This window comes from Bacillus sp. SYZHCR11, assembly GCF_057196865.1.
Map to the genome: position 1 here is coordinate 394,033 of NZ_JBXUND010000002.1, position 23,603 is coordinate 417,635.

Below are 23,603 nucleotides of genomic sequence, written 5' to 3' on the forward strand. Positions count from 1 at the left end.
TGTTTTCCTCCTATATCACTGTTTATACTATAACGGATGTGCATGAACGGAATATGAACAAAACGTATATTTTTGATAAAAACCAAAATAAACTCTATTAGTCAATATTATCAAATTCATCTGCCTTCGGTTGCGGAAATAAGGAATATTTTATTGAATGTTTAAGTTTGACAGAATAAAAACCTCACGGATCTCTCCGTGAGGTTTGTTTTTACTCAGATGCTGAATGGCGTTTCGCAAGGACGTCAAGCACGTCATCCAAAGGAAGCGACTGCTCACGCAGAAGAACGAGCAAATGATACAGCAAATCCGCCGCTTCCCATTTTAATTCTTCATGGTCGCGGTTTTTTGCGGCGATAATAACCTCTGCGGCTTCCTCGCCGACTTTTTTGAGGATTTTATCGACGCCTTCCCGAAACAGGTACGTTGTGTAGGCTCCGTCAGGCATCTCCGCCTGCCGTTTGGCGATCACGCTTTCCAGTTCATTTAAGATGCCGAAACGATCCTGCGCGTCTGCTTTTTCCGTGGAAAAACAGCTGTAGCTTCCCTTATGGCATGCGGGTCCTGAGGGCTCCGCAAGCACGACAAGGGCATCTTGATCGCAATCATAACGGATGGCTTTCACCTTTTGGGTATTCCCCGATGTCGCTCCTTTATGCCACAGCTCCCCGCGTGAACGGCTGTAAAACCAGGTTTCTTTCGTTTCTATCGTTTTTTCATAGGATTCTCGGTTCATATAAGCCAGTGTCAGCACTTCTTTGCTTGCCGCATCCTGTATGATGGCGGGTATCAGTCCGGCCTCGTCAAACCGCAGTTCATCTGCCTGTTTCATCTCACATTCACCCCGTGTTTCTTCATATAATCTTTCACTTCTTTTATAGATGTCTCTTTGTAATGGAAAATAGAAGCTGCAAGCGCGGCGTCCGCTTCACCGACTGTGAAGGCTTCAAGCATATGGCGCGCGCTGCCGGCTCCCCCTGACGCAATGACGGGCACCGGGACGGCACGTGAGACAAGCTGTGTGAGCGTATGATTAAAGCCTGTTTTCTCACCGTCTGCGTCCATGCTTGTCAGCAGGATTTCACCCGCTCCCCGGCTGACGGCTTCTTTTGCCCAGGCCGTGACTTCCCGCTCGGTTTTCTGTCTGCCGCCGTGCGTGTACACTTTATAGCAATCCGAATCTTCGTCATACTTTGCATCAATCGCCGCTACGATGCATTGCGAGCCGAAAAACTCAGCTCCTTCCGTAATCAGCTCGGGACGGAGAACGGCCGCTGTATTAACGGATACCTTGTCAGCGCCGGCGCGAAGCATTCGTTTCATATCGCTTAATTGATTGATTCCGCCGCCGACCGTAAACGGAATCGCCAGTTTTGCCGCAACTTGTTCTACGACGTCTGTCATCGTCTTGCGGCCTTCGTGAGAGGCGGAAATGTCGAGAAAAACAAGTTCGTCAGCGCCCTCCCTGTCGTAGGCTTCGGCCAGCTCGACAGGATCGCCCGCATCTTTCAGCCCGAGAAATTGAATGCCCTTGACGACGCGTCCTTCTTTCACATCGAGACACGGAATGATTCGTTTCGTGATCATGCGTCCTTCACCCCGCTGAGCGCTTCAGCCAATGAAAATTGTTTTGTATACAGTGCTTTTCCGATAATCGCTCCCGATACGCCGGCGTCTTTGAAGCGGGCCAGTGCTTTGAGATCGGCGACTGAGCTGACTCCGCCTGAAGCAATGACGTCTTTTCCCGTTGCTTTTGCGAGCTGAACGGTGCTGTCGATGTTCGGTCCTGACAGCATGCCGTCAGTTGCAATATCCGTGAAAATGAAGGTTTCCGCTCCTTCGGCCGCCAATTCACGGCCCAGATCGGCCGCCCTTACCGAGGATGTTTCCAGCCAGCCTTCCGTCGAGACATAACCGTTTCTTGCATCAAGGCCGATCGCGATTTTGCCGCCGTATTGTTTCAGCATGCTCTTCACAAATGCCGGATCGGAAACGGCCGAGCTGCCGAGAATGACGCGATCAACGCCTTGTGATAAATAACCGTACACATCCGCTTCAGAACGGATACCGCCGCCGATCTCGACTTTGACATCAAGCTGCCGCGCAATGTCAAGAACATGCCTGTCGTTTACTTTCCTGCCTGCTTTCGCGCCGTCAAGGTCCACGAGATGAATCCATTCGGCGCCTTCTTGTGCAAATTGCGCCGCCATGTCTAAAGGAGAGTCACCGTATATCGTTTCCTTGCCGTAATCGCCTTGGATGAGGCGGACGCATTTGCCGTTTCTCATATCGATTGCCGGATATAATGTAAAAGCGTTCATTTCTTCACCTTCTGTTCCGCTGCCATTTTTGTAAATTGTGTTAAGATCGCCATTCCGGCTGTACCGCTTTTTTCTGGGTGAAACTGTGCACCGAAGATATTGCGTTTCCCGACGACAGCCGGAACACGAACGCCGTACTCAGCGCTTGCCAGAAGATCGCCGTCTTCCATCCCGTCTATATAATAGGAATGGACAAAGTAAACGAAGCCTTCTTCCGCTTCCGAAAGCAAAGGAGACGTTTGGTGAAACGTCAGCCGGTTCCAGCCCATATGCGGCACCTTCAGCTTGTTTCCTTCGGCATCTCTGTCTTTGAGTCTCACAGCTTTTCCGGCTAATAAACCAAGTCCTTTTGCAGAGCCGTTTTCGGTGCTTTCTTCGAAAATGAGCTGCATGCCGAGGCAGATGCCGAGGAGCAGCTTACCCTCGTCAACCATACGGTGTATGAATTGATCAAGCTTCGTGCTGCGTAAATTGTCCATGGCGTCACTGAATGATCCGACACCTGGAAGAATAAAAGCATCCGCTTTTTCAAGCTCTTCCGGCCGGTCTGATACGACATACGGGACGCCGACGCGTTCCAGCGCTTTCGACACGCTGAATAAATTGCCCATACCGTAATCAATTACACCGATCATTTACAGCATTCCTTTCGTAGACGGCACACCCTTGACGCGCGGATCAATGGATGACGCTTCATCAAGCGCTCTGCCAAGCGCCTTAAATACGGCTTCTATCATATGATGGGTATTCGTGCCGTAATGAACGATGACGTGCAGATTCATTCTCGCTTCGAGCGCCAGTTTCCATAGGAATTCATGTACCAGCTCGGTATCAAACGTTCCGACTTTCGCTTGCGGAAATGCAGCGCGCATCTCAAGGTGCGGCCGGTTGCTCAGGTCTACGGCGACTTGGGCGAGCGCTTCGTCCATGGGCACAAGCGCTGATCCGTACCGTTTGATCCCTTTTTTATCACCGAGCGCCTCCAAAAAAGCCTGCCCTAAACAGATGCCGATATCTTCAGTCGTATGGTGATCATCTATCTCCGTATCGCCTTTTGCGTCAACCGTTAAATTGAATTGCCCGTGCTTTGTGAACAAATCAAGCATATGAGTCATAAACGGCACATCCGTGCTGATGTCGGCTTTTCCTTCTCCGTCTATTTCGAAAGCCAGCCTTATATCCGTCTCATTTGTTGTTCTGGCGCGTTCCGCTTTTCTCATCGGTCATTCCTCCGTTTCTCGCTTCAATCGATCTTGCGTGCGCTTCAAGCCCTTCCAGTCTCGCGAAGGCGGAAATGCTGTCCGCGTGCGTTTCAAATGCCTTCCGGCTGTAAGAGATGATGCTCGATTTCTTTTGAAAATCTGTTACATTCAGCGGGCTTGAAAACCGCGCCGTTCCGTTTGTCGGCAAAACGTGATTCGGTCCGGCAAAATAATCGCCGACCGGTTCAGCGCTGTATCGTCCTAAGAAAATCGCCCCCGCGTGTCTGATGCTTCCAAGCAAAGCCTCCGGCGAATGCGTCATGATTTCTAAATGCTCGGGCGCCAGCTCATTCACCGTGTCCACCGCATCTTCCATCGATTCCGTAATATAAATGCGGCCGTGATCCCTGATCGACGCTTCGGCTATTTCTTTGCGCGGCAGGGTCTGAAGCTGTTTATTCACCTCATCTGATACCGCTTCGGCAAGCTTCTGTGAATCGGTGACAAGCACGCTTGAACTGAGCATATCGTGTTCGGCCTGTGAAAGCAGGTCAGCGGCGACTTCTTTGGGCACCGCCGTATCGTCTGCCAGGACCACGATTTCACTTGGCCCGGCAATCATGTCAATATCCACAACGCCGAAGACTTCGCGCTTCGCGAGTGCTACAAATATATTTCCGGGGCCCGTGATCTTATCAACAGGCTGTATCGTTTCCGTTCCGTAAGCGAGCGCGGCAATCGCCTGCGCGCCTCCCGCTTTGTAAATTTCTTTTATGCCGAGCTCAGAGGCCGCCGCCAGAACGCCCGGCGAAAGGCGGCCGTCTTTTCCCGGAGGACTGACGAGAACGATCCGTTCCACTCCCGCAGCGAGCGCGGGGATGACATTCATTAAAACGGAAGACGGATAAGCGGCCGTCCCGCCCGGCACGTATACGCCCGCGGAATCGAGCGCCGTTATTTTCTGTCCGAGCATCGAGCCGTCTTTGCGATGGTAAAACCAAGAGGATTGCAGCTGGCGCTCGTGATATTTTTTAATATTGGCAATCGCCTGTCTGATCACTTCCAGCAGCTGATCATCAAGCAGACGGTATGCCTCGGTGATTTCCTCTGCGCTCACGGCCATTTGGTTCAGGCTGATGCCGTCAAATGTTTTTGTATAGGCCAAAACGGCTTTGTCACCGTTTTGTCTGACGTCTTCAATAATCCCCCTGACGGTTTTCCGCTGCTCTTCGGTTCCGCTGTCGATGGAACGCTTCAGTGAAAACCGCTCGCTTCTTTTTACTGCGGTTATGTTCATTTTGCCGTTTCTCCTTCCACAACCCGTGCCAGCCTGGCCGCCATTTCGTCGATTACATCATCCTTCATGCGGTAGCTGACCGGATTGACGATAAAACGCGATGTGATGTCACAAATATGTTCTGATTCAACGAGACCGTTTTCCTTTAATGTCCGCCCGGTTGATACGATATCTACGATTCTGTCAGCAAGCCCGATTAAAGGCGCCAGCTCAATGGAGCCGTTCAGCTTAATGATTTCCACCTGCTCGCCCTGCTCTCTGAAATAACTCGACGCAACATTCGGATATTTAGTCGCAATCCTCGGTGCGACTCCGTTCCAATCCGCCCCGGGAAGCCCCGCAACGGCGAGATGGCATTTGCTGATTTTCAGATCGAGCACCTCATACACGTCACGCTCTTCCTCAAGCATGACATCCTTTCCGGCAATACCGGCATCAGCGACGCCATGCTCGACATAAGTCGTAACATCCATCGGCTTTGCCAGAATAAAGCGGAGATTTTCTTCAGGAACGTCAATGATCAGTTTTCTCGATTCTTCAAACTCCTCGGGCAGCCTGTATCCGGCCTGCCTCAGCAACCCGGCCGCTTCTTCGAATATCCGTCCTTTTGGCATTGCCATTGTGAGTACCTTACCCATTCCTCTCTTCCTTTCTGGCACCGATAAAGTATGTGACGTTTGCGAATGATTTTGTCATGTGATCGATATTTTCAATGCCCGCCAGATCCTGCAGGACGACTTTTCTGCCTCTCGCCCTTTCTTCCTCCGCGAATAAAATAGCCTGGGCCCGCTGCTCCTTGCTGAAAATCACGGCGTCCGCTTCACTTGTTTCTTCCTGAATGCCGAGCGCTTCAATCAGCCTGTCGATACGGAGCCCGAAGCCCGTGGCAGGAGCGGGACTGCCGAAATGGCCGAGGAGATTGTTATAGCGTCCGCCGCTTCCGATGACGAAACCGACATTTGCCGCGTACACTTCGAATAAAATTCCCGTGTAATAACTCATATGGCTTACCATATTCAGATCAAGGCGAATATGCTCGGCACATCCGTAATCCTCAAGAATGTCCCACAGGTCTTCCAGCTCCTGAATTAAGCTTTGTCCGGAGATTCCGATGATCTCCTCCGCTTTGGCGCAAATCTCTTTCCCGCCTCGCAATTCCAAAAGTGCGAGCAGCCGGCTTTTGTCTATTGAAGAAAGCGGAAGCGATTTGACATGTTCCCTGTATCCCACGTAATTCTTTTCAAAGAGAAAGCGCCGCAGAACATCCGCCCGCTCGGCATTACCCAAAACCTCGACAAACAGCTCATCAGCGAGTCCGGCATGGCCGATCGCGATTTTAAACCGTTGCAATCCCGCGTTTTTCAAAGCGCCGGCCGCCAGCGCAATCACCTCGGCGTCCGCGCTTGTTGATCCGTCGCCGATCAGCTCCGCGCCGACCTGTTCGAATTCGGCCGGACGTCCGCCTTCCCGCTCCTGAGCGCGATAGACGCTTGCCGCGTACCCCGCTCTGAGCGGATGATTGTGTTTGTGCAGCTTAGATGCCGCCACCCTGGCAATCGGTCCGGTCATGTCAGGCCGAAGCACAAGCGTTTTTCCGTCCTGATCGAGAAGCTTAAACAGCTGCTGTTCTTCAATGGCTGACTGGACGCCTACTGTTTCATAGAATTCTAGGGTCGGCGTCTCCATAAACTGATAACCCCATTTATCAATTAAATCCGTCAGTGTGGAACGGACTTTTTTCTTGGCTTCGTATAAACCGGGCAGCGTATCTCTCATGCCATGCGGTTTCTCAAACATAAACATTTGCCTTTTACACCTCCGCTTTGTCTGAAGGAAAATTCCGAATCCTTTAGTTCGCTAATATGATAATATGTTAGCAGATAAAAGAATGGATTGCAACGCCCAATGTCCGCCTATTCTTTTCCATAAACATGGCTAAAGAATGAACAAACCTGTAAACATATCGGAACGATCGAATCATATTGAGCAGAAGTGCTATAATACATAGAACAGCTTCATCAGAAACAAGGGAGAATAATTGATAATGAAGACGCTTGGAACATTATGTGTGCTGATTCTGACAGCCATCCTTGTCTATCTGGGATATAACATCTATACAAACGATATTCATTTAAATTTTTTCAATCAGCAGTCCGACGAGCCTGATGAGAAAACACCGTTAAAAGGGAGCGCGTCACCGCTGAATGTCGTTCTGTACAGACAGATGGATACTCCCAGACTGTACAATGGCTGTGAGGTGACCAGCCTTGCCATGATTTTGAACAATGCCGGATATCATGTGTCAAAAAATACATTGGCGGATAAAATCAATAAAGTTCCGCTCACATACAGCAGCGGGCTGAAGGGAGATCCGAATGAAGGATTTGCCGGAGATATGGAAAACGGCCCGGGTTTAGGCGTTTATCATGAGCCGATTGATAAACTTGCCAAAGAATATGCGGGAAACAAAGTATACGATCTTACGGGAAAAGACATTTCTTCAGTGTACCGCCAGCTTGAAAAAGGGCGGCCGGTCTGGGTGATTACCACCACATCCTTTAAGCCGGTTGATCATATGCAGACTTGGGATACGCCGAACGGAAAGATCGACATTACGTTCAGCATGCATAGCGTAGCCGTAACCGGTTATGATCACGATTATGTTTACGTTAATGATCCTTACGGCTATAAAAACAGAAAAACAGACCGGTCTGACTTTGAAAAAGCCTGGAAGCAGATGGGCAGCCAGGCCATTGTGATCAAGTCATAAAAAAACCCCGCTGACGTTAATCTGCGGGGTTTTCCATTCGTTTTTTCATTTCTTCGTGCGTATAAATCACCTGCATCGGATTTCCTCCGACAAACGCCCCGGCCGGGACATCTTTGTGCACCAGCGTGCCGGCTGATACAACGGCTCCGCTCCCGATGGTGACGCCGGGCAGAATGGTTGTGTTTGCCCCGATCATCACCTCGTCACCGATTGTGACAAAACCGGTCCGGTACTCATGTATTAAATATTCATGAGCCAAAATCGTCGTATTGTAGCCGATAATGCTGTTTTTTCCGACAGTGATTTTTTCGGGAAACATGATATCCGGCATCACCCTCAGCGCGAATGACGTCTGTTTTCCGACATTCATTTTCAAAAAGGTTCGGTACAGCCAGTTTTTCACGCTTAAAAACGGCGTATACCTTGCAATCTGAATGATGATGAAATTTTTCATCACCTTCAGGAAGGGAACCGTCTGATAAACATGCCACAATGAATTTGCACCTGCAACCGGATGGCGGTCTGTTTTTCTCACGGGTTACTTCACTCCGGTGATGTGCAATAAATCACTCATTTTCTCGAGCATATAATCGGGTTCATAGGCGGAAAGCGTCTGTGCGCCTTTAATCGTCCACGCGACGCCGGCAGTTTTCGTGCCGGCGTTTTTTCCCGCCATGACATCGTGATAATTGTCACCGACCATGATGGCTTCCGACGGATCGCACCCAAGCCGGCTGAGCGCAAGCCGCACAGGCTCGGGGTCAGGCTTCGGGTGCTTTACATCATCAAGCGTGACGACAGTATCGAAAAACGCCCCGATGCCTGTCAGCTTCAATCCCATATTGACTGTATCCCTCAGCTTAGTAGTGACAATACCAAGCTGATAGCCCGCTTTTTTCAATTCATCCAGCGTTTCATAAACCATTTCGTACTCCGTGACGAGCTCATCGTGCTTTTCATGGTTGAATGCTCTGTACATGCTGATCATCTCATCGCACTTTTCGGCATTAATGCCTGAAAACGTTTCGTACAGAGGCGGGCCGATAAACGGAAGCACATCTTCCCTTTTAAACTGCCCCGGGCAATAATGATCAAGCGTATGAAGGTAAGAAGCGATAATCAGTTCATTCGTGTCAATCAGCGTGCCGTCGAGATCGAATAAAATGGCGGTTACATGTTTATCAGTCATCTTATGTCCTTTCCGATTTCAGTCGTCAGTCCGTGTCAGCATACCGCTTATCGGCATACCCCTTCATGCGTCTGAAAATCATTAAAATAATCGCAAGTACAATCAGCACAATGGAAATGACCTGCGCGATCCGAAGCTGGCTCGTAAGCATCAGGCTGTCCGTCCGCATTCCCTCAATAAAGTATCTGCCGATTGAATACCAGATCACATACGTCAAAAACAGATTGCCCCTGCGCAGGTTCACGCGGCGGAGCAGAAGCAGAATCACGACGCCCGCAAAACTCCACAGCGATTCATACAAAAACGTCGGGTGATAATATTGTCCGTCTATGTACATCTGATTAATGATGAAATCCGGAAGATGCAGACTTTCCAAAAATGACCGGCTGACCGCTCCACCGTGAGCCTCCTGGTTGATAAAGTTCCCCCAGCGTCCGATGGCCTGTCCGAGCAGAATACTCGGCGCGGCAATATCCGCCAGCTTCCAGAATGAGATGCCTCTTACTTTTGAAAAGACAATTCCCGTTGCGATCGCGCCGATTAATCCGCCGTGAATCGCAATGCCGCCTTTCCAAGTTTTAATGATTTCCCCGGGGTGTTCCGAGTAATAGCTCCACTCGAAAAGCACATAATATGCCCTTGCGCAAATGATTGCGATCGGGATGGCGAAAAGAACAAGATCAATAAAAATGTCCTTTTTCAGCCCCCGCTTTTCACTCTCCCTCATGGCCATCCAAAGCCCTATTAACGCGCCCGCGCCGATAATGATGCCGTACCAGTGCACGGATAAAGGCCCGAGCTGCAAGGCAATCGGATTGATCGGTGTTCCAGCTTCATTCATATTATTGCCAACTCCTATTCGTCTTGTTCGCCGTCCTCAATGACATCCGCCAGCTTATTCGTGAATTGTTCGGCAGCATTTAAGCCCATCCGCTTCAATCTGAAGTTCATCGCAGCAACTTCGATAATAACGGCGAGATTCCGCCCCGGGCGGACGGGAATGGTCAGTTTTGTAATTTCCGTATCAATGATTTTCATTTTTTCTTCTTCAAGTCCGAGACGATCGTATTGCTTTCCTTGCTCCCAAAGCTCAAGGTCCATGACGATTGTAATTCTTTTATTGCTTCTGACGGCGCCCGCCCCGAACAGCGTCATGACATTTATAATGCCGAGCCCCCTGATTTCGAGCAGATGCTCAATCAGATCAGGCGCGTTCCCGACAAGGGTATCCTGATCCTCCTGCCGGATTTCAACGCAGTCATCCGCGACAAGACGATGGCCTCGTTTGACAAGCTCCAGCGCCGTTTCACTTTTACCGACGCCGCTTTTTCCCGTAATGAGCACGCCGACGCCGTATATATCCACAAGCACGCCGTGAATGGCCGTTGTCGGCGCGAGACGGCTTTCAAGAAAATTCGTCAGCCTGCTTGACAGCCTGGTTGTTTTCAGAGGGGATCTGAGCACAGGCACGCCGTTTTGCTCGGAAGCTTCTACAAGCTCCGGCGGGATCGGCATATCTCTGGAAAGTATGATAGCCGGCGTCACATCGGTGCACAGCGATTTCATCCGCTGTTTCTTATCTTCCTCGGGAAGCTGATCGAAAAATGACAGCTCCGTTTTTCCTAAAAGCTGCACCCGTTCTCTCGGGTAATATGTAAAATAACCGGCGATTTCAATACCGGGCCGTGATAAATCACTCATCGTAATCGGGCGGTTAATCCCTTCTTCTCCGCTGATCAATTCTAAATGGAACTGTTCCATTACGTCTTTGGTCCGAACCTTTGCCAAGATATGTTCCTCCTGTTCTGGGATGTTCCGAGCTTTGAACAGTTATATTTTATCACTTTACCGTCTGAACCAAAACAGATTTATACAATTCCGGCATAACTGGTCTAGATAACTAGTCTGAAAAGGAGTAAAATAAAACTAACAACTAACCAGAAAGGCGTGTTTTAAAGTGGCTGAAAGCTTGTTAATCAGCGGTGCGGACATCGTAACAGAAAAAGAAATCATCCGAAACGGTTTTCTCGGTATAAAGGACGGCATCATTTCTTACGCGGGAAAAACAAGGCCGCAAGAAACGTATGAGAAGGAATGGAAGGCGCCCGAGGGCTCGTATGCGCTTCCCGGAATGATTGATATCCATATTCACGGCGGATACGGCGCGGATACGATGGATGCCGATGTTGCGGCTCTTGATACACTGTCCGCCCGGCTGCCCGAAGAAGGAACAACCGCTTTTTTAGCGACAACGATCACACAGCAGCACGAAAACATTGAAAAAGCGCTCATCAACGCCAAAAAATGGGCGTATTCCTCACCGGAGACCCAAAAAGGCGCTGAGTTGATCGGCATTCATTTAGAAGGACCGTTTGTCTCTCCGAAAAAGGCGGGAGCACAGCCGAAACAATGGATTACTCCTGCTGATGCCGGGCTCTTTCAGAAATGGGAGCGGCTCTCGGGAGGGCTGATCAAAATCGTGACGCTTGCGCCGGAAGAAGATCCTGATTTCAGCCTGATCCGTTATTTAAAAAACCAAAACATCATCCCCTCAATGGGACACACAGACGCAGGAGCCGAGCTTTTACAAAAAGCGGCGGATGCCGGGGCGGTGCATATGACGCACCTCTTTAACGCCATGAGCTCCTTTCATCACCGTGAGCCGGGGGGCATCGGTACGGCTCTCGCCTGCGGCCGCATCACGGCGGAGCTGATCACTGACGGCATTCATTCTCATCCTCTGGCTGTTAAGCTTGCCTATTTGGCGAAAGGAAGCCAAAACCTGATCATGATTACAGACTCCATGCGGGCAAAAGGGCTTAAGGACGGAGAATACGAATTCGGCGGACAAAAAGTCACCGTTCGCGGGGACACGGCGCTTCTCTCTGACGGGACGCTGGCCGGTTCCATTTTAAAAATGAATGAAGGCGCGGCGCTCATGCGCAGGTTTACAAACTGCTCATGGCCGGATATAGCAAATATGACATCGGCAAATGCGGCCCGCCGCCTCGGCATATTCGACCGTAAAGGAAGCATCGCCGAAGGAAAAGACGCCGACGTTGTTCTGACGGACGGACAGTGCGGCGTGCTGGCCACGATTTGCCGCGGAAACACCGCATATATCTCAAGGGAGGCTGATTGGACATGAACGTTATCACATGCAGACATTATGAAGAATTAAGTGAAAAAGCCGCAGCGATTATCGCTGAAACAGTGAAACAAAAGCCGGATGCCGTTCTCGGCCTTGCGACGGGAGGCACTCCTGAAGGCGTATACAAAGAACTTGTGCGGATGCACCGCTCAGAAGGCTTGTCGTTCCGGAATGTCACGACGATCAACCTTGATGAATACGCCGGGCTTTCTCCCGAGGACAAAAACAGCTATCATTATTATATGAATACACATTTTTTTGCACATATCGACAGCCGAAAGGACCGCCACTTTCTCCCTGACGGACGGGCAGACGATCTTGATGCCGAATGCGGGCGCTATGACCGATTGATTCAAACACTCGGCGGAGCGGATATACAGCTTTTAGGCATCGGACACAACGGCCATATCGGCTTTAATGAACCCGGGACGCCATTTGAATCCCGAACCCATGTTGTTGAGCTGAATGAAGAGACAAGACAGGCGAATGCGCGGTACTTTCCGTCAATTGATCAAGTCCCTGAAAAAGCCCTGACAATGGGGATCGGGACGATTTTGTCCGGCAAACGGATTCTGATCATGGCATCCGGAAAAAGCAAGGCCCAAGCGGTGAAGCAGCTTCTGGACGGGCGCGTCAGCGAAGCATTCCCCGCCTCCGCCCTGCACGCGCATCCGGATGTGACGGTCTTGATTGATGAAAAGGCTGCGGGCGGCGATTGAAAGGATTTGACCTATGCAGATTGATAAACAATCTCCGATTCCGATTTACTTTCAGATTATGGAACAATTAAAAACACAAATCAAAAACGGCGAGCTGAAAGCGGATGCGCTGCTTCCGTCGGAGCGGGAATACGCCGAACAATTCGGCATCAGCCGCATGACGGTGCGCCAGGCGCTTTCCAATTTGGTGAATGAAGGATTTTTATACAGACAGAAAGGCCGGGGAACGTTCGTCAGCAAACTGAAGATGGAACAGCCGCTTCAAGGGCTGACAAGCTTCACCGAAGATATGAGAAGCCGGGGCATGAAGCCGGGGAGCAGACTTGCCGAATACCAGCTGATTCAGGCGACGGAAGAATTATCTTCTATCCTGGGGTGCGGCTATCCGGCAACGCTTCATAAAATCATCCGCGTCCGGCTGGCAAATGATATCCCGATGGCGATTGAGGCATCGTACATCCCGTTTGACAAGGCGGGAAAATTGGATGCCTCCCATTTTCAATCATCCATGTATGAGCATATTGAAGCGTACAATCAGATGCCGATCTCACGGGCAAAACAAGAGCTTGAACCGGGAACCGCTTCCGAGGAAGAAGCTGAGCTGCTCGGTATCCAGCCCGGCGCCCCCGTCCTCTATATCAAGCGGACCACTTATCTGCAGGACGGCACTGCCTTTGAGCACGTCAAATCCGCCTACAGAGGCGACCGCTACACATTCGTGCATTATATGGACAGGGTGAAATGAAACATCTCCAACCGTTACGGGTTGGAGATGTTTTTTTGATCTGCCATTTTCAAATCAAGCCGGTGAATGTTCTCTATGACTCTGTCAAAACGAAGAGGCTGGGGTTCCGGTATCTATTTTTATAAAGAAAAGAGTAATAAAATGCTATCCTCAGTTTTGGACAATATACGGAACCTGCTTTGAAATCAGCAGCAGCGGTTCTTTGTTTTTATGAGCCAATGAAAACATGATTGCGCCTTCAATCATCGAGTTGATTGTCATCCCAAGCTTCTCCGCTTCCTCTTGTTCAAACCCATGCTCAAGAAATTTTGCCGCAAACACATCCGTCCACTTCTTGAACACCTCAACACATGTGCATCTTAACGTTTCATTGATCAGAGCGGTCTCACCCGCCAGCAATCCAACCGGCACGCCCTCAATATTCTGCGGATCATTAAACTGTTCAGCCGTTACATGAATAAAGTGCTGAATCGCTTCTACAGGGTCCGCGGATTGAGACATACTATTCTGTATCTGCTTTTCAACGCATCTTCCCGTATATTTGATCGCCGCAATGGCGAGTTCTTCTTTTCCGTTTGGAAAGTGATGATACACTGACCCTCTGGGTGCTCCGCTCTCTTTTATAATTTGATTCAAACCAGTCGCATGGTATCCCTGAATCTGAAAAAGATATGCAGAGGTTTGAATAATTCTTTCTTTTGTCCCGGTTTTACTGTTCATTATGTTTCCTCCTGCATATTACGAAAACCAATCGATTTTAGTATAGAAAAGGGACATAAAAAAGTCAAAAACACTTAGTACCGCCATGCATGTTACAGAAAAAAACCTGCTGACCGTCAGATTTTCTTCTGACCGATCGGCAGGTGTATGTTTTTGCTATGGGTTTGAGGCATGCCTGAAATCAAACTGATCCGGAGCCGGGTGATACGGCGTATTTCCCGTTTTGAACATCCACAGCGGTGATATTGTTTTGCCGTTGTACGGGTCCTTCACGACGGTGTACCAGTAATAAACGGAATCAGGCTGCAGGCCGTCCCAGACCCAATTTGCGGTTTTTCCGCTTTTTACGTGTTTTTTATGACCGAGCAGTTCGTTCGTATAAACGTTGCATTCAAAATAATCAGTCGCTACCCTTTTCCTCTTCGGCTGTAAATCCATTTCTGCTGAGAATTCGTCTTTATCAGCGAACAGATCGGTGTCATAGTAATTGATGTCATCCGTGTACGGCGAGTAGGAGAACATGTGAACCTGATTGGCGGCCTGATCAAATTGCATTATGCGCATAAAGCCCTGCCCCCCTTCCGGACCGTCCTGGTAGTCGGTCAGAATTTGGTGGACGAGGCGGTCCGGTTTTCCGTCTCCGTCATCGTCAAGCGCATCGGTTTTTTTCATGGCGTTATGGTAATGGCCGCTTAATACCATCGCCACATTGCGATTCGGCTTGACGACTTTTCGATAGATCGTCTCCCCGATCGGGCTTCGATTTCCGCTCACAAGCAAGTACTCATGAAAGCATAAGATGGCGGTTCGGTCCGGATACCTCTTCAGCACTTGATTGATCCAGTCAATCTCTTGTTCCGTAATGCCCCAGCCCATATAAATCATAATAAAATCGTTCCCGCTTGCCGACAGCAGATCATAATGCCCGCGGTTATTTTTGTATGATCCGCCGTAATGCATGTTCTGTTCAAACCGGCGGCTCCCGAAGAAATCCCCGAAGGTTCGGTATGTGCCGTCTTTATGGCCGACGTCGTGATTGCCGGCAAGCACTCCGTACGGAATCCCCGCCTTGTCAAGCGTCCGCATGGAGTGATCGGCGTTTTTCCACTGTTTCATCACCATTGAATCATCGACAATATCACCGGTATGAAAGACATATTTAATATTGTGCTTTTCCTTATTTTCTTTGATCCACTCCGTCATTTTGTCAAAAATGTGCGGGTGCCCTTGTGCGTAATACTGTGTATCCGACATCCAGACAAACGTGTAATTGCCTTTCGCCGGTATTTGATCCTGCACGATGACATTCATTTTTGAGTTCTTCACCACATCCGCTGCGGAAACGGCGGCTTTTAATGTAAACGGCTTTTTATCTTTGGCAAGGACGCTGTCCGCCTCCTGCCAGCGGCTTGTCCGGTAATTCCAAATATACATGGTTACCTTTCGGCCGGGCAGAGAGCTTCCTTTCCAGACCGCCTCGGCCAGATCCGTTTCGTCGATAGACGGGTCAACGGAGACTTCGAACCGGTGATAAGGAAAACGCTCCATACTTTCCGCCGAAACGGTTTTTCCGTCATTTGCCGAGATACGGTTCATTTCCGGCAGGGTAAACGGCATTTCATTTTCTTTTACACCCTTCGGCGGTTCCGTTAATGAGGCGTGTTTATACACTTTCACGCTGCCCGGATTCCGCGCGGTATAACGGAAGCCGCGATAAAATGATACATTCATGTCATCCTTCGTCGGGTCTTTTACCCGGACGGACAGCTTTGCTTTGCGGGCGCCGATTTTTTGACCGGCAAGCTCCGGCTGGTTCGGCTCCTCCCGTTTGATATGGAAGGTGCGGACGGACGTTGTTTCATTTCCGGCAAGGTCTGCCGCAATGATAGTAAGGGTGTGCTTTCCGGGCTTGAGATCGGCTGATGACGTGTGATGCGGGAGCGTAATGCTTTCTCCGTCCAAAAACGCTTTCACCTCTTCCACTTTGCTCCATTTATCACGGATGTCCGCATTCAGCTCAACATTACCTTTCAGCGCCGCGCCTTCTTTAATACCCGGGACAATCTTCGGCCCCGAATTGTCCACCCTCACAGATTGGCTCAGCTGCTCCTCACCGTCACTGACAAAAATATGGTGATAGCCTTCCGAAAGCTTCGCCGTGTTCCACGGCAGCAGCCGTGACGTAAACAAATGATCCGGCAGGCTGAATGAGAAGGTCTTCTGCTGATTCGCCCGCCTGCCGTCACCGATAAACAGCTGCTCGGACGGGTCCGTCTTCCCGTCTTTGATCACCGTTCCGTCCGAAAGCACCAGACGGGCATGTTTCACGACAAAATCATCCCGATTCTCTCCCGTGTCATACGGAGAAACCTTTGAGCCCGAACGGATGGATACTTTCTGTGTTTTGCCCCCTTTTAGCAGCAGACGTTCCGGAAGCAGAACCGAGTGCGTTCTGTAGCGGTGAGACGGATCGTCAAAAATGTGCAGCACCTCGTTTTCCATCATGACGGTGTTTTGAAAATAAAGATTCGTTTTCCGGGCATCGAAGGCGAAATAGACCTCTTTTTCCAGCGCCGGCCGGGTCTCCTGCCGCTTGCCGTCAATCCACAGCTTGATCTCATCGGCGCTGACGTCGGAAGTCGCTTTGAGCAGATAGGTGCCGGATATCGTATCTTCCGGTTCAACATTCATTCTGAGTCCGTGTGATTTGCTCGTCTGTTCAATGTCAATCATCTTGACGGGCGTTTTTGCTTCATTTTCTCCATCACTGGCTGCGATATAATACTCAAGCTGATCCTGGCCGAGCAGTTCCGGGGAATAAAGAATGTGATGGTATAAGCTGTCGTTGCGGTCTTTTTCGGCCAGAATTCGTTTGAATGGTTTTTTCTCATTGGTCCGGTAATAAAACGCGGCTGTTTTGACAAGGTTTTTGTCTTTTATGTCAGCCTTTAATTCAATGCTTTCAGCGGGCCGGACGGGCTTTCTGTCTGTAAGGTCTTCGATGACCGGTTTTTCCTTGTCCGGTTTGATCACCCTTTTCTGCTGCGGAATCTGCGCCTGAAAAACGGAGCCCGGTGACGGCTTATGCTCGCTCGTGGAGATCTTCAGCAATTCTCCCGTTCCGTTCAGCGGATATTTGTACAGCAAAGAAGTCAGCCGGCGGAAAGCGTGTTTCCGGTATTGCGCTGAGGCGATATCCTTGCCGGTATTTGCCGACAGCACGACCGTACGCGGGCGGCCGTTGGACATTCCGTCTGTCCCTTCGATGACGGCGAGATGTTCTCCTTCCTTCAGACGTGTCCCGTAATAGCGGTTGAAATCATCTATCGTCAGTTCTGATGCGGCGCGTCTCAGCCAAAACACGTAAGTCCCGCCTGACGGAATGACGGTATCTTCTTTCGGCCTCCATATCATATCTGATTCCGGCCCTTCCTTCGGATAGCGGTAGCGGATATGATAGTCTTTAAAATGAATGGGCCTGTCCGTCGTGTTATACACCTCGATAAATTCATAGGCATCAGCGCCGTCTTCATTTTTCGTATCAACCGCAAGCTCCGTAATCATCAGCTCGGGAATATGATTCAAATCGGCTTGATAGCCGTCCAGCTTCAGCCGCTTTTTCTCCGATTCCGCCCGCTGTCTGCCGTTGGTGAAAACGAGGTAATATTCCAATTCTCCATTCCAGATATCCCGTTTTGAAACCTGGGCCGTAAAAAGCCGGATTGCGCCTGGCGCGGGCTCCATCGGCACCATCTTAAACCCCAGCTCATTGCTTTGTTTATAAAAAAGAAACGCCGAAAACGCTTGATAGTCAGCATTCCGTACATGAGCCTGTATGAACAGGTTTCTTTTCATTTCCGCCTTTACTTCGATTTGGGGAGGATTCTCCAGAAGCGGTATGTAATGAGGCGGCTGTCCGAATTCCTGCTGATTCACGGGGATTGCCGATTCTTTGCGCGCCGCATCCGCAGAAGGACTCACACAAAGCAAACCAATCAGAAAAAAGAGCGTCATCACAAGTTTCATCTCATTACCTCCCTATGCATTATGTTGCGTCAGGAGGCTGCCGCTTATGTAAACCGCACATAAAAAAGCTGCCCTCTCGGGACAGCTTGTTTTTTATCCTTTTCTAAGCGGCTCCAATATGCCTTTTTGGATCAGCAAGTGGAAAACGGACAGCACGACGGATGCCCAAATGGCGGTGCCGAACCCGTCAATCTGAAAGCTGTCTCCCATCAAGGCTGCGGTCATCATTAACGTAATAGCGTTGATGACAAACAGAAAGAGGCCGAGGGTCACAACCGTGACAGGCAATGTCAATATGACGATGATCGGTTTGATCAGCACATTTAACACAGAAAGAATCACACTGGCGATGACAGCCGCTCCGATACTGCTGATATGGACGGAATCAAAATATCCCGCGATAACGATTAATAATAAAGCATTTACTAAAATGCTGACTGCCCATTTGATCATTTATTTCAAATCTCCTTCTAAAGGTACAACAAAACACCAGATAATATATACAATCGGCACGATTCCGCTCGTGACAAGCGCTAATACAACGGTTATAATGCGCAAAAGCGACGCATCCATATTGATGTACTCCGCCAAACCGCCGACGACGCCGGCGATTTTACGGTTTTTTTCTGAACGGTAAAGTCTTTTCATCCAATCACCTCTGAGTATGCTTGAGCTTAATGGCTCCTGTTAACGATTCTGAGAAAATCGAGAGATGCTGATCATGGCCTTGATTTGATGCCAGCATCAGTTCTTTTTGAATGGTATCATTCTTTTCCTTTAAAATTTCCGCATCAATCAGCTCATGGCTGAGAGAGCCGAGATTGCTTTTGAGCTCCGCTTTCACCGCCGAATCATCAGGCAGAGCGATCTCCACGTTTCCGGTCGTCGTTTTCGTGTAGATGGAGCGGCAGTGCGGCGCTGTCACGGTAAGCATGATATTGCCGTTAAAGCTTTGAACGTCAATGGATTCACTCGATCCGCGCAAATCAATCAAGCCGTTGATCGTTTCCGCTTCAATCGCGCCGCATTGATGTCCGGCCAGCTTGATTTGTCCGTTAGCCGTTTCCGCCGACGCTTTCTCAGCCGTCAAATGAGAGAATGACAGAACGCCGTTTGTTGTTTTCGCCGAGAATTCTTTTACATGTAAATGTTCCCCTCTGATCGGTCCGTTAAACAGCTTCACTCTTATCTTATCGTACTCTTTCTGGGGAACATAAAGCGTAACATTGGTTTTCATCGTTTTCTTTTCCGTGCGGACAAAAAACTTATTGCCCTTCACTTCACACTCAATATGCTGAAGAAATGCGGTGCGCGCCGCCTCCTGACTGTCCGCCCGGTACACTTTCGCCTGGCACTCCGCTCTGATATCTTCATCCGCCCACGGCACGATATTGACGCTGCCGTTTGCGATCTGCATATCAATGGCCGAGAATTCACTGTCTTTAAATTGAAAAATATGCTGCACTTCGTGTGCGTGGCCGAAATTCAGATCAAGATCCGCTTCCTTCACTTTTTTGACGGCAGAATCAATCCAGTCGAACAGCTTCGCCCCGAGCGACGGCTTTTGGCTTCCTTTTGCACCGCTTTCGAAATCTTCCGCAGGTTCCTGAACCTCCGCAGATAACGCGGTGATCTGATCTTCTTTTTCTTTATATTCATGATCCAGTTTTTCAATGAGCGTCAGTGCTTCCTGCGCCGTCAGCATGCCGTCTTCCACAAGCTTTAAAATCCGTTCTTTCTCCTGTTTCATACAAAACTCCTCCCCCGACTTTTCTTACACCTGGCGTAACACCTTAATTCCCTGCACGATATTCCAAATGACCATTCCGATGAGGATCAGAAAATAAACAGCTGCTCCTGTTATCATAACAAAAACGGGCACCATACTCTCCCCCTGGGCCGTAATCAATCCGCCGACAACACCGGCGGTCACAATCAGCAAGCCCGCAAACGGAATGATATGGGAAATCAGAGCACGCATGGCATGCCGCTTCGTCTCTTTTTCATCGACGACAAAGTAAGCCACAATCGGAAGAATGAGCGGCGCGAGAAACACGCTGAAATAACAGATTGATGCGATAATCGCTTGATTTCGGTTCAATAAAAACACTCCCTGTGCCGTGATATAAAAAACCATTCCTTATACATACGTATGACGAATGAGCGGGTTTCATTTTCATGCTAAGGACATGCTTCGTTATACGTAATTTTTGGTTTCAGAGATTTCACTATAGAATCTTTTCCCCGAACCGATTACAATATGTAACAAAGCCTGACCGTATGCAAGGAGGACATACAAATGGAGAAAGATCCCGAAAACGCCCAAGTAACGGAAGAGAGTCTTCGAAATTTAATTCGCGAACAGAAAAGAATGAACAGCGAAATGCTGGCTGAATTGGAACAGATCAAAGCAGCCCCTCTTCCCATTTCCCATGATATCCAATATATAAAAGTGCTGCTGGACAGCAGCAGCACCCATATTCTGCAGGACTTAATGCATTTAAGCAGACAGCTTCCCCAACAGAAAAAAAGCCTGTAACAACAACAGCCCAAAACCGATGAGTTTTGGGCTGTTTTTATTGATCTATTACGTGGCTGCCGTTTCTTTTTCGGCCAGCAATGTTTTCATCCGTTTTTTATCGCGTTCCATTACCGGTTTCAGATAGCGGCCCGTATATGATTCTTTCACTTCCACAACTTCTTCAGGCGTTCCGGAGGCTACGATCGTGCCGCCGCCCGCTCCGCCTTCAGGTCCCAGATCGACGATGTAGTCCGCCGTTTTAATGATATCGAGATTGTGTTCAATGACCAAAACGGTATCACCGTTATCGACGAGTCTTTGAAGCACAACCAAAAGCCTTGCGATATCATCAACGTGGAGGCCTGTTGTCGGTTCGTCCAGAATATACAGTGTCCGGCCGGTGGAACGCTTATGCAGCTCGGAAGCGAGCTTGACGCGCTGCGCTTCTCCGCCTGACAGCGTCGTCGCCGGCTGGCCGAGCGTCACATACCCAAGTCCGACATCAGCAAGCGTTTGAAGCTTGCGTTTGATTTTCGGGATATTTTCAAAGAAAGACAGAGCATCTTCCACCGTCATATCCAGAACGTCGGAAATGCTTTTTCCTTTGTATGTGACCTCAAGCGTCTCCCGGTTGTAACGTTTGCCGTGGCACACTTCACACGGAACGTACACGTCAGGAAGGAAGTGCATCTCAATTTTGATGATGCCGTCGCCGCGGCAGGCCTCACAGCGCCCGCCTTTTACATTAAAACTGAACCGGCCTTTTTTATAGCCGCGCACCTTTGCTTCATTTGTCTGCGCGAATACATCGCGGATATCATCAAACACACCCGTGTAAGTTGCCGGATTTGATCTCGGTGTCCGGCCGATCGGCGCCTGGTCGATGTCGATCACCTTATCAAGATGGTCAAGGCCTTTGATTTCTTTATGGCTTCCCGGTTTCGCTTTGGCTTTATGAAGCTTTTGCGCAAGCGCCTTATGCAGAATTTCATTCACAAGCGTGCTTTTTCCCGAACCGGACACACCTGTCACCGCCGTAAAAGTGCCGAGCGGGAATTTGGCGTTCGCTTTTTTCAGGTTGTTTTCTGAAGCGCCTTTGATTTCAATGAACCGGCCGTCAGGCTTTCTTCTCTCCGGAGGCATCGGGATGAATTGAGCCCCTGACAAATAACGTCCGGTCAGAGAATCCGCATCATTCATCACTTCTTCAGGCGTCCCCGCCGATATGACGCGGCCGCCGTGAATGCCGGCACCCGGGCCGATATCTATCAAGTAATCGGCAGCCATCATCGTATCTTCATCATGCTCCACGACAATCAGTGTATTGCCGAGATCCCTCATGTTTTTCAGCGCGCTGATCAGACGGTCATTGTCACGCTGGTGAAGGCCGATGGACGGCTCATCAAGAATGTACAGGACGCCTGACAAACGGGAGCCGATCTGCGTCGCAAGCCTGATACGCTGGGCTTCTCCGCCTGACAGCGTTCCCGCCGCCCTGCTCAGCGTCAGGTAATCAAGACCGACTTTATCTAAAAAGCTGAGACGCTCCACAATCTCTCTTAAAATTAAATCGGCAATCTGCATATCTTTCTCAGACAGCGTCAGGTTTTTGAAAAATTCCAGCGCATCGCCGACGGAAAGCTCGGTAATGGTGCCGATGTGGCGCCCGTTGACCAAAACGGCAAGCGCTTCTTTCTTCAGCCGGTAGCCTTTGCACGTCGGGCACGGCTTCTGTGACATGTACTGCTCCATCTGTTCACGGATATAATCGGAGCTTGTCTCTTTATACCGTCTCTCAATATTGCGCAGCACACCTTCAAATTCAATTTCATTTTCGCGCACTTGTCCGAAATCATTCTCGTATTTAAAGTAGATCCGTTCATTGCCGCTGCCGTACAGCACTTTATCAAGCTGATGCTTCGGCAGGTCTTTGACTGGAGTCTCCATATCAATGCCGTAATGGCGGCAGACCGCCTGAAGCAGCTGCGGATAATATTGTGAACTGATCGGCGTCCACGGCGCGATGGCGTGTTCCTTTAATGACAGTTCAGGATTGGGAATGACAAGCTCAGGGTCCACTTCCAGCTTCAAACCGAGACCGTCACAAGTCGGGCAGGCGCCGAACGGGCTGTTAAACGAAAACAGCCGGGGTTCAAGCTCCCCGATAGAAAAACCGCACAGCGGACAGGCGTGATGCTCGCTGAACATCAGCTCTTCCTGACCGATGACATCTATCATGACACGGCCTTCCCCTAAGCGGAGCGCGGTTTCCAGTGAATCGGAAAGCCGGGCGGCAACCCCTTCCTTGACGACAATCCGGTCAATGACCACTTCAATGGAATGCTTTTTGTTTTTTTCAAGTTCAATATCGTCGGAAAGCTCGGCCATTTCTCCGTCAATCCGCACCCTTACGTAACCTTGCTTTCTGATTTGGTCAAGCACTTTGACATGGGCGCCTTTTCTGCCTGAGATGATCGGCGCAAGCACTTGAAGCTTCGTCCGCTCCGGATATTCAAGAATCCGGTCAACCATCTGTTCGATCGTTTGCGACGTAATTTCAATGCCGTGCTCCGGGCAGTGCGGCTTCCCGACTCTCGCGTATAAGAGCCGGAGATAATCATAAATCTCCGTTACTGTTCCGACGGTTGACCGCGGATTGCGGCTCGTCGTTTTCTGATCAATGCTGATCGCCGGAGAAAGCCCTTCGATCGCATCAACGTCTGGCTTATCCATCTGCCCTAAAAATTGGCGCGCATAGGCAGAAAGCGATTCAACATACCGCCTCTGTCCTTCCGCGTAAATGGTGTCAAAGGCAAGGGATGATTTTCCCGATCCGGACAGCCCCGTCACGACGACGAGCTGATCCCGGGGAATCGTTACATCAATGTTTTTTAAATTGTGCGCCCTTGCGCCTTTCACCTCGATCCGGTCAATTGCCATGT

24 protein-coding genes are annotated in these 23,603 nt (G+C 49.7%); 5 read left to right on the top strand and 19 right to left on the bottom strand.

Annotation, left to right across the window (positions count from 1 at the left end; translation table 11 throughout):
* Positions 1-211: 211 nt before the first annotated feature.
* Genes hisIE through AC2CGA_RS08710 form a run of 8 tightly spaced genes read right to left on the bottom strand, consistent with a single transcriptional unit; the run spans position 212 to position 6,623 of the window.
* A complete protein-coding gene (gene hisIE / locus AC2CGA_RS08675; protein WP_014305903.1) occupies positions 212-832 on the bottom strand; it encodes a bifunctional phosphoribosyl-AMP cyclohydrolase/phosphoribosyl-ATP diphosphatase HisIE in 621 nt (206 codons plus the stop codon).
* Positions 829-1,587: an imidazole glycerol phosphate synthase subunit HisF gene (gene hisF / locus AC2CGA_RS08680; RefSeq protein ID WP_014305904.1), complete on the bottom strand. Its 759-nt coding sequence runs from the start codon at positions 1,585-1,587 to the stop codon at positions 829-831. The genes hisIE and hisF overlap by 4 nt, the downstream gene beginning before the upstream one ends.
* Entirely contained in the window at positions 1,584-2,321 is a 738-nt protein-coding gene (gene hisA, locus AC2CGA_RS08685; RefSeq protein WP_014305905.1) for a 1-(5-phosphoribosyl)-5-[(5-phosphoribosylamino)methylideneamino]imidazole-4-carboxamide isomerase, read from the bottom strand. Before hisA ends, hisF begins: the two co-directional genes overlap by 4 nt.
* Positions 2,318-2,956 (bottom strand): imidazole glycerol phosphate synthase subunit HisH, encoded by a 639-nt coding sequence (gene hisH, locus AC2CGA_RS08690; RefSeq protein ID WP_024085845.1) that lies wholly within the window; start codon positions 2,954-2,956, stop codon positions 2,318-2,320. The genes hisA and hisH overlap by 4 nt, the downstream gene beginning before the upstream one ends.
* A complete protein-coding gene (hisB, locus tag AC2CGA_RS08695; RefSeq protein ID WP_003151464.1) occupies positions 2,957-3,541 on the bottom strand; it encodes an imidazoleglycerol-phosphate dehydratase HisB in 585 nt (194 codons plus the stop codon).
* Positions 3,507-4,820 (bottom strand): histidinol dehydrogenase, encoded by a 1,314-nt coding sequence (gene hisD, locus AC2CGA_RS08700; protein ID WP_052586733.1) that lies wholly within the window; start codon positions 4,818-4,820, stop codon positions 3,507-3,509. The genes hisB and hisD overlap by 35 nt, the downstream gene beginning before the upstream one ends.
* The gene (hisG, locus tag AC2CGA_RS08705; RefSeq protein WP_015387648.1) at positions 4,817-5,458 is read right to left on the bottom strand and encodes an ATP phosphoribosyltransferase; all 642 of its coding nucleotides are present in this window, start codon (positions 5,456-5,458) and stop codon (positions 4,817-4,819) included. Before hisG ends, hisD begins: the two co-directional genes overlap by 4 nt.
* Positions 5,451-6,623: an ATP phosphoribosyltransferase regulatory subunit gene (locus AC2CGA_RS08710; RefSeq protein ID WP_044052863.1), complete on the bottom strand. Its 1,173-nt coding sequence runs from the start codon at positions 6,621-6,623 to the stop codon at positions 5,451-5,453. Before AC2CGA_RS08710 ends, hisG begins: the two co-directional genes overlap by 8 nt.
* A gap of 241 nt (positions 6,624-6,864) precedes the next feature.
* Here AC2CGA_RS08710 and AC2CGA_RS08715 point away from each other — a divergent pair, with 241 nt between their 5' ends.
* Positions 6,865-7,590 (top strand): C39 family peptidase, encoded by a 726-nt coding sequence (locus tag AC2CGA_RS08715; RefSeq protein WP_052586736.1) that lies wholly within the window; start codon positions 6,865-6,867, stop codon positions 7,588-7,590.
* A 16-nt stretch (positions 7,591-7,606) separates the two neighbouring features.
* On the opposite strand, the gene AC2CGA_RS08720 is transcribed toward AC2CGA_RS08715, so the two are convergent.
* From AC2CGA_RS08720 to hprK, 4 genes are read right to left on the bottom strand one after another with little or no spacing between them, the layout of a single operon-like run.
* Complete coding sequence (locus AC2CGA_RS08720; protein ID WP_349686212.1) at positions 7,607-8,125, bottom strand: acyltransferase; 519 nt, start codon at positions 8,123-8,125, stop codon at positions 7,607-7,609.
* A gap of 3 nt (positions 8,126-8,128) precedes the next feature.
* On the bottom strand, positions 8,129-8,779 hold the full coding sequence (ppaX, locus tag AC2CGA_RS08725) for a pyrophosphatase PpaX (RefSeq protein ID WP_349686211.1): 651 nt from the start codon (positions 8,777-8,779) through the stop codon (positions 8,129-8,131).
* Positions 8,780-8,804: 25 nt separating this feature from the next.
* The gene (lgt, locus tag AC2CGA_RS08730; RefSeq protein WP_484479695.1) at positions 8,805-9,620 is read right to left on the bottom strand and encodes a prolipoprotein diacylglyceryl transferase; all 816 of its coding nucleotides are present in this window, start codon (positions 9,618-9,620) and stop codon (positions 8,805-8,807) included.
* 14 nt (positions 9,621-9,634) lie between these two features.
* Positions 9,635-10,567, bottom strand: coding sequence for an HPr(Ser) kinase/phosphatase (gene hprK / locus AC2CGA_RS08735; protein ID WP_003151456.1), 933 nt, complete (start codon positions 10,565-10,567; stop codon positions 9,635-9,637).
* A gap of 169 nt (positions 10,568-10,736) precedes the next feature.
* Between hprK and nagA the strand changes: the two genes are divergently transcribed.
* Genes nagA through AC2CGA_RS08750 form a run of 3 tightly spaced genes read left to right on the top strand, consistent with a single transcriptional unit; the run spans position 10,737 to position 13,394 of the window.
* The gene (gene nagA / locus AC2CGA_RS08740) at positions 10,737-11,927 is read left to right on the top strand and encodes an N-acetylglucosamine-6-phosphate deacetylase (protein ID WP_014305911.1); all 1,191 of its coding nucleotides are present in this window, start codon (positions 10,737-10,739) and stop codon (positions 11,925-11,927) included.
* Positions 11,924-12,649, top strand: coding sequence for a glucosamine-6-phosphate deaminase (gene nagB / locus AC2CGA_RS08745; RefSeq protein ID WP_003151453.1), 726 nt, complete (start codon positions 11,924-11,926; stop codon positions 12,647-12,649). The genes nagA and nagB overlap by 4 nt, the downstream gene beginning before the upstream one ends.
* A gap of 13 nt (positions 12,650-12,662) precedes the next feature.
* Positions 12,663-13,394: a GntR family transcriptional regulator gene (locus AC2CGA_RS08750; RefSeq protein WP_003151452.1), complete on the top strand. Its 732-nt coding sequence runs from the start codon at positions 12,663-12,665 to the stop codon at positions 13,392-13,394.
* Between the two features lie 150 nt (positions 13,395-13,544).
* On the opposite strand, the gene AC2CGA_RS08755 is transcribed toward AC2CGA_RS08750, so the two are convergent.
* From AC2CGA_RS08755 to AC2CGA_RS08780, 6 genes are all read right to left on the bottom strand, one after another.
* Positions 13,545-14,114: a TetR/AcrR family transcriptional regulator gene (locus AC2CGA_RS08755; RefSeq protein WP_443090515.1), complete on the bottom strand. Its 570-nt coding sequence runs from the start codon at positions 14,112-14,114 to the stop codon at positions 13,545-13,547.
* A gap of 156 nt (positions 14,115-14,270) precedes the next feature.
* Complete coding sequence (locus AC2CGA_RS08760) at positions 14,271-18,140, bottom strand: lamin tail domain-containing metallophosphoesterase family protein (RefSeq protein ID WP_484480170.1); 3,870 nt, start codon at positions 18,138-18,140, stop codon at positions 14,271-14,273.
* Between the two features lie 93 nt (positions 18,141-18,233).
* On the bottom strand, positions 18,234-18,593 hold the full coding sequence (locus AC2CGA_RS08765; protein ID WP_014418984.1) for a phage holin family protein: 360 nt from the start codon (positions 18,591-18,593) through the stop codon (positions 18,234-18,236).
* Positions 18,594-18,788, bottom strand: coding sequence for a PspC domain-containing protein (locus tag AC2CGA_RS08770; protein WP_003151448.1), 195 nt, complete (start codon positions 18,786-18,788; stop codon positions 18,594-18,596).
* Positions 18,789-18,792: 4 nt separating this feature from the next.
* Positions 18,793-19,890, bottom strand: coding sequence for a DUF4097 family beta strand repeat-containing protein (locus AC2CGA_RS08775; RefSeq protein ID WP_003151446.1), 1,098 nt, complete (start codon positions 19,888-19,890; stop codon positions 18,793-18,795).
* A gap of 24 nt (positions 19,891-19,914) precedes the next feature.
* Positions 19,915-20,241, bottom strand: a complete 327-nt coding sequence (locus AC2CGA_RS08780; RefSeq protein ID WP_003151444.1) for a hypothetical protein — start codon at positions 20,239-20,241, stop codon at positions 19,915-19,917.
* 198 nt (positions 20,242-20,439) lie between these two features.
* Between AC2CGA_RS08780 and AC2CGA_RS08785 the strand changes: the two genes are divergently transcribed.
* Positions 20,440-20,679 carry a hypothetical protein gene (locus tag AC2CGA_RS08785; protein WP_003151443.1) on the top strand — a complete coding sequence of 80 codons (240 nt, stop codon included), beginning with the start codon at positions 20,440-20,442 and terminating at the stop codon, positions 20,677-20,679.
* A gap of 48 nt (positions 20,680-20,727) precedes the next feature.
* On the opposite strand, the gene uvrA is transcribed toward AC2CGA_RS08785, so the two are convergent.
* Positions 20,728-23,601 carry an excinuclease ABC subunit UvrA gene (uvrA, locus tag AC2CGA_RS08790; protein ID WP_003151441.1) on the bottom strand — a complete coding sequence of 958 codons (2,874 nt, stop codon included), beginning with the start codon at positions 23,599-23,601 and terminating at the stop codon, positions 20,728-20,730.
* Between the last annotated feature and the right edge of the window lie 2 nt (positions 23,602-23,603).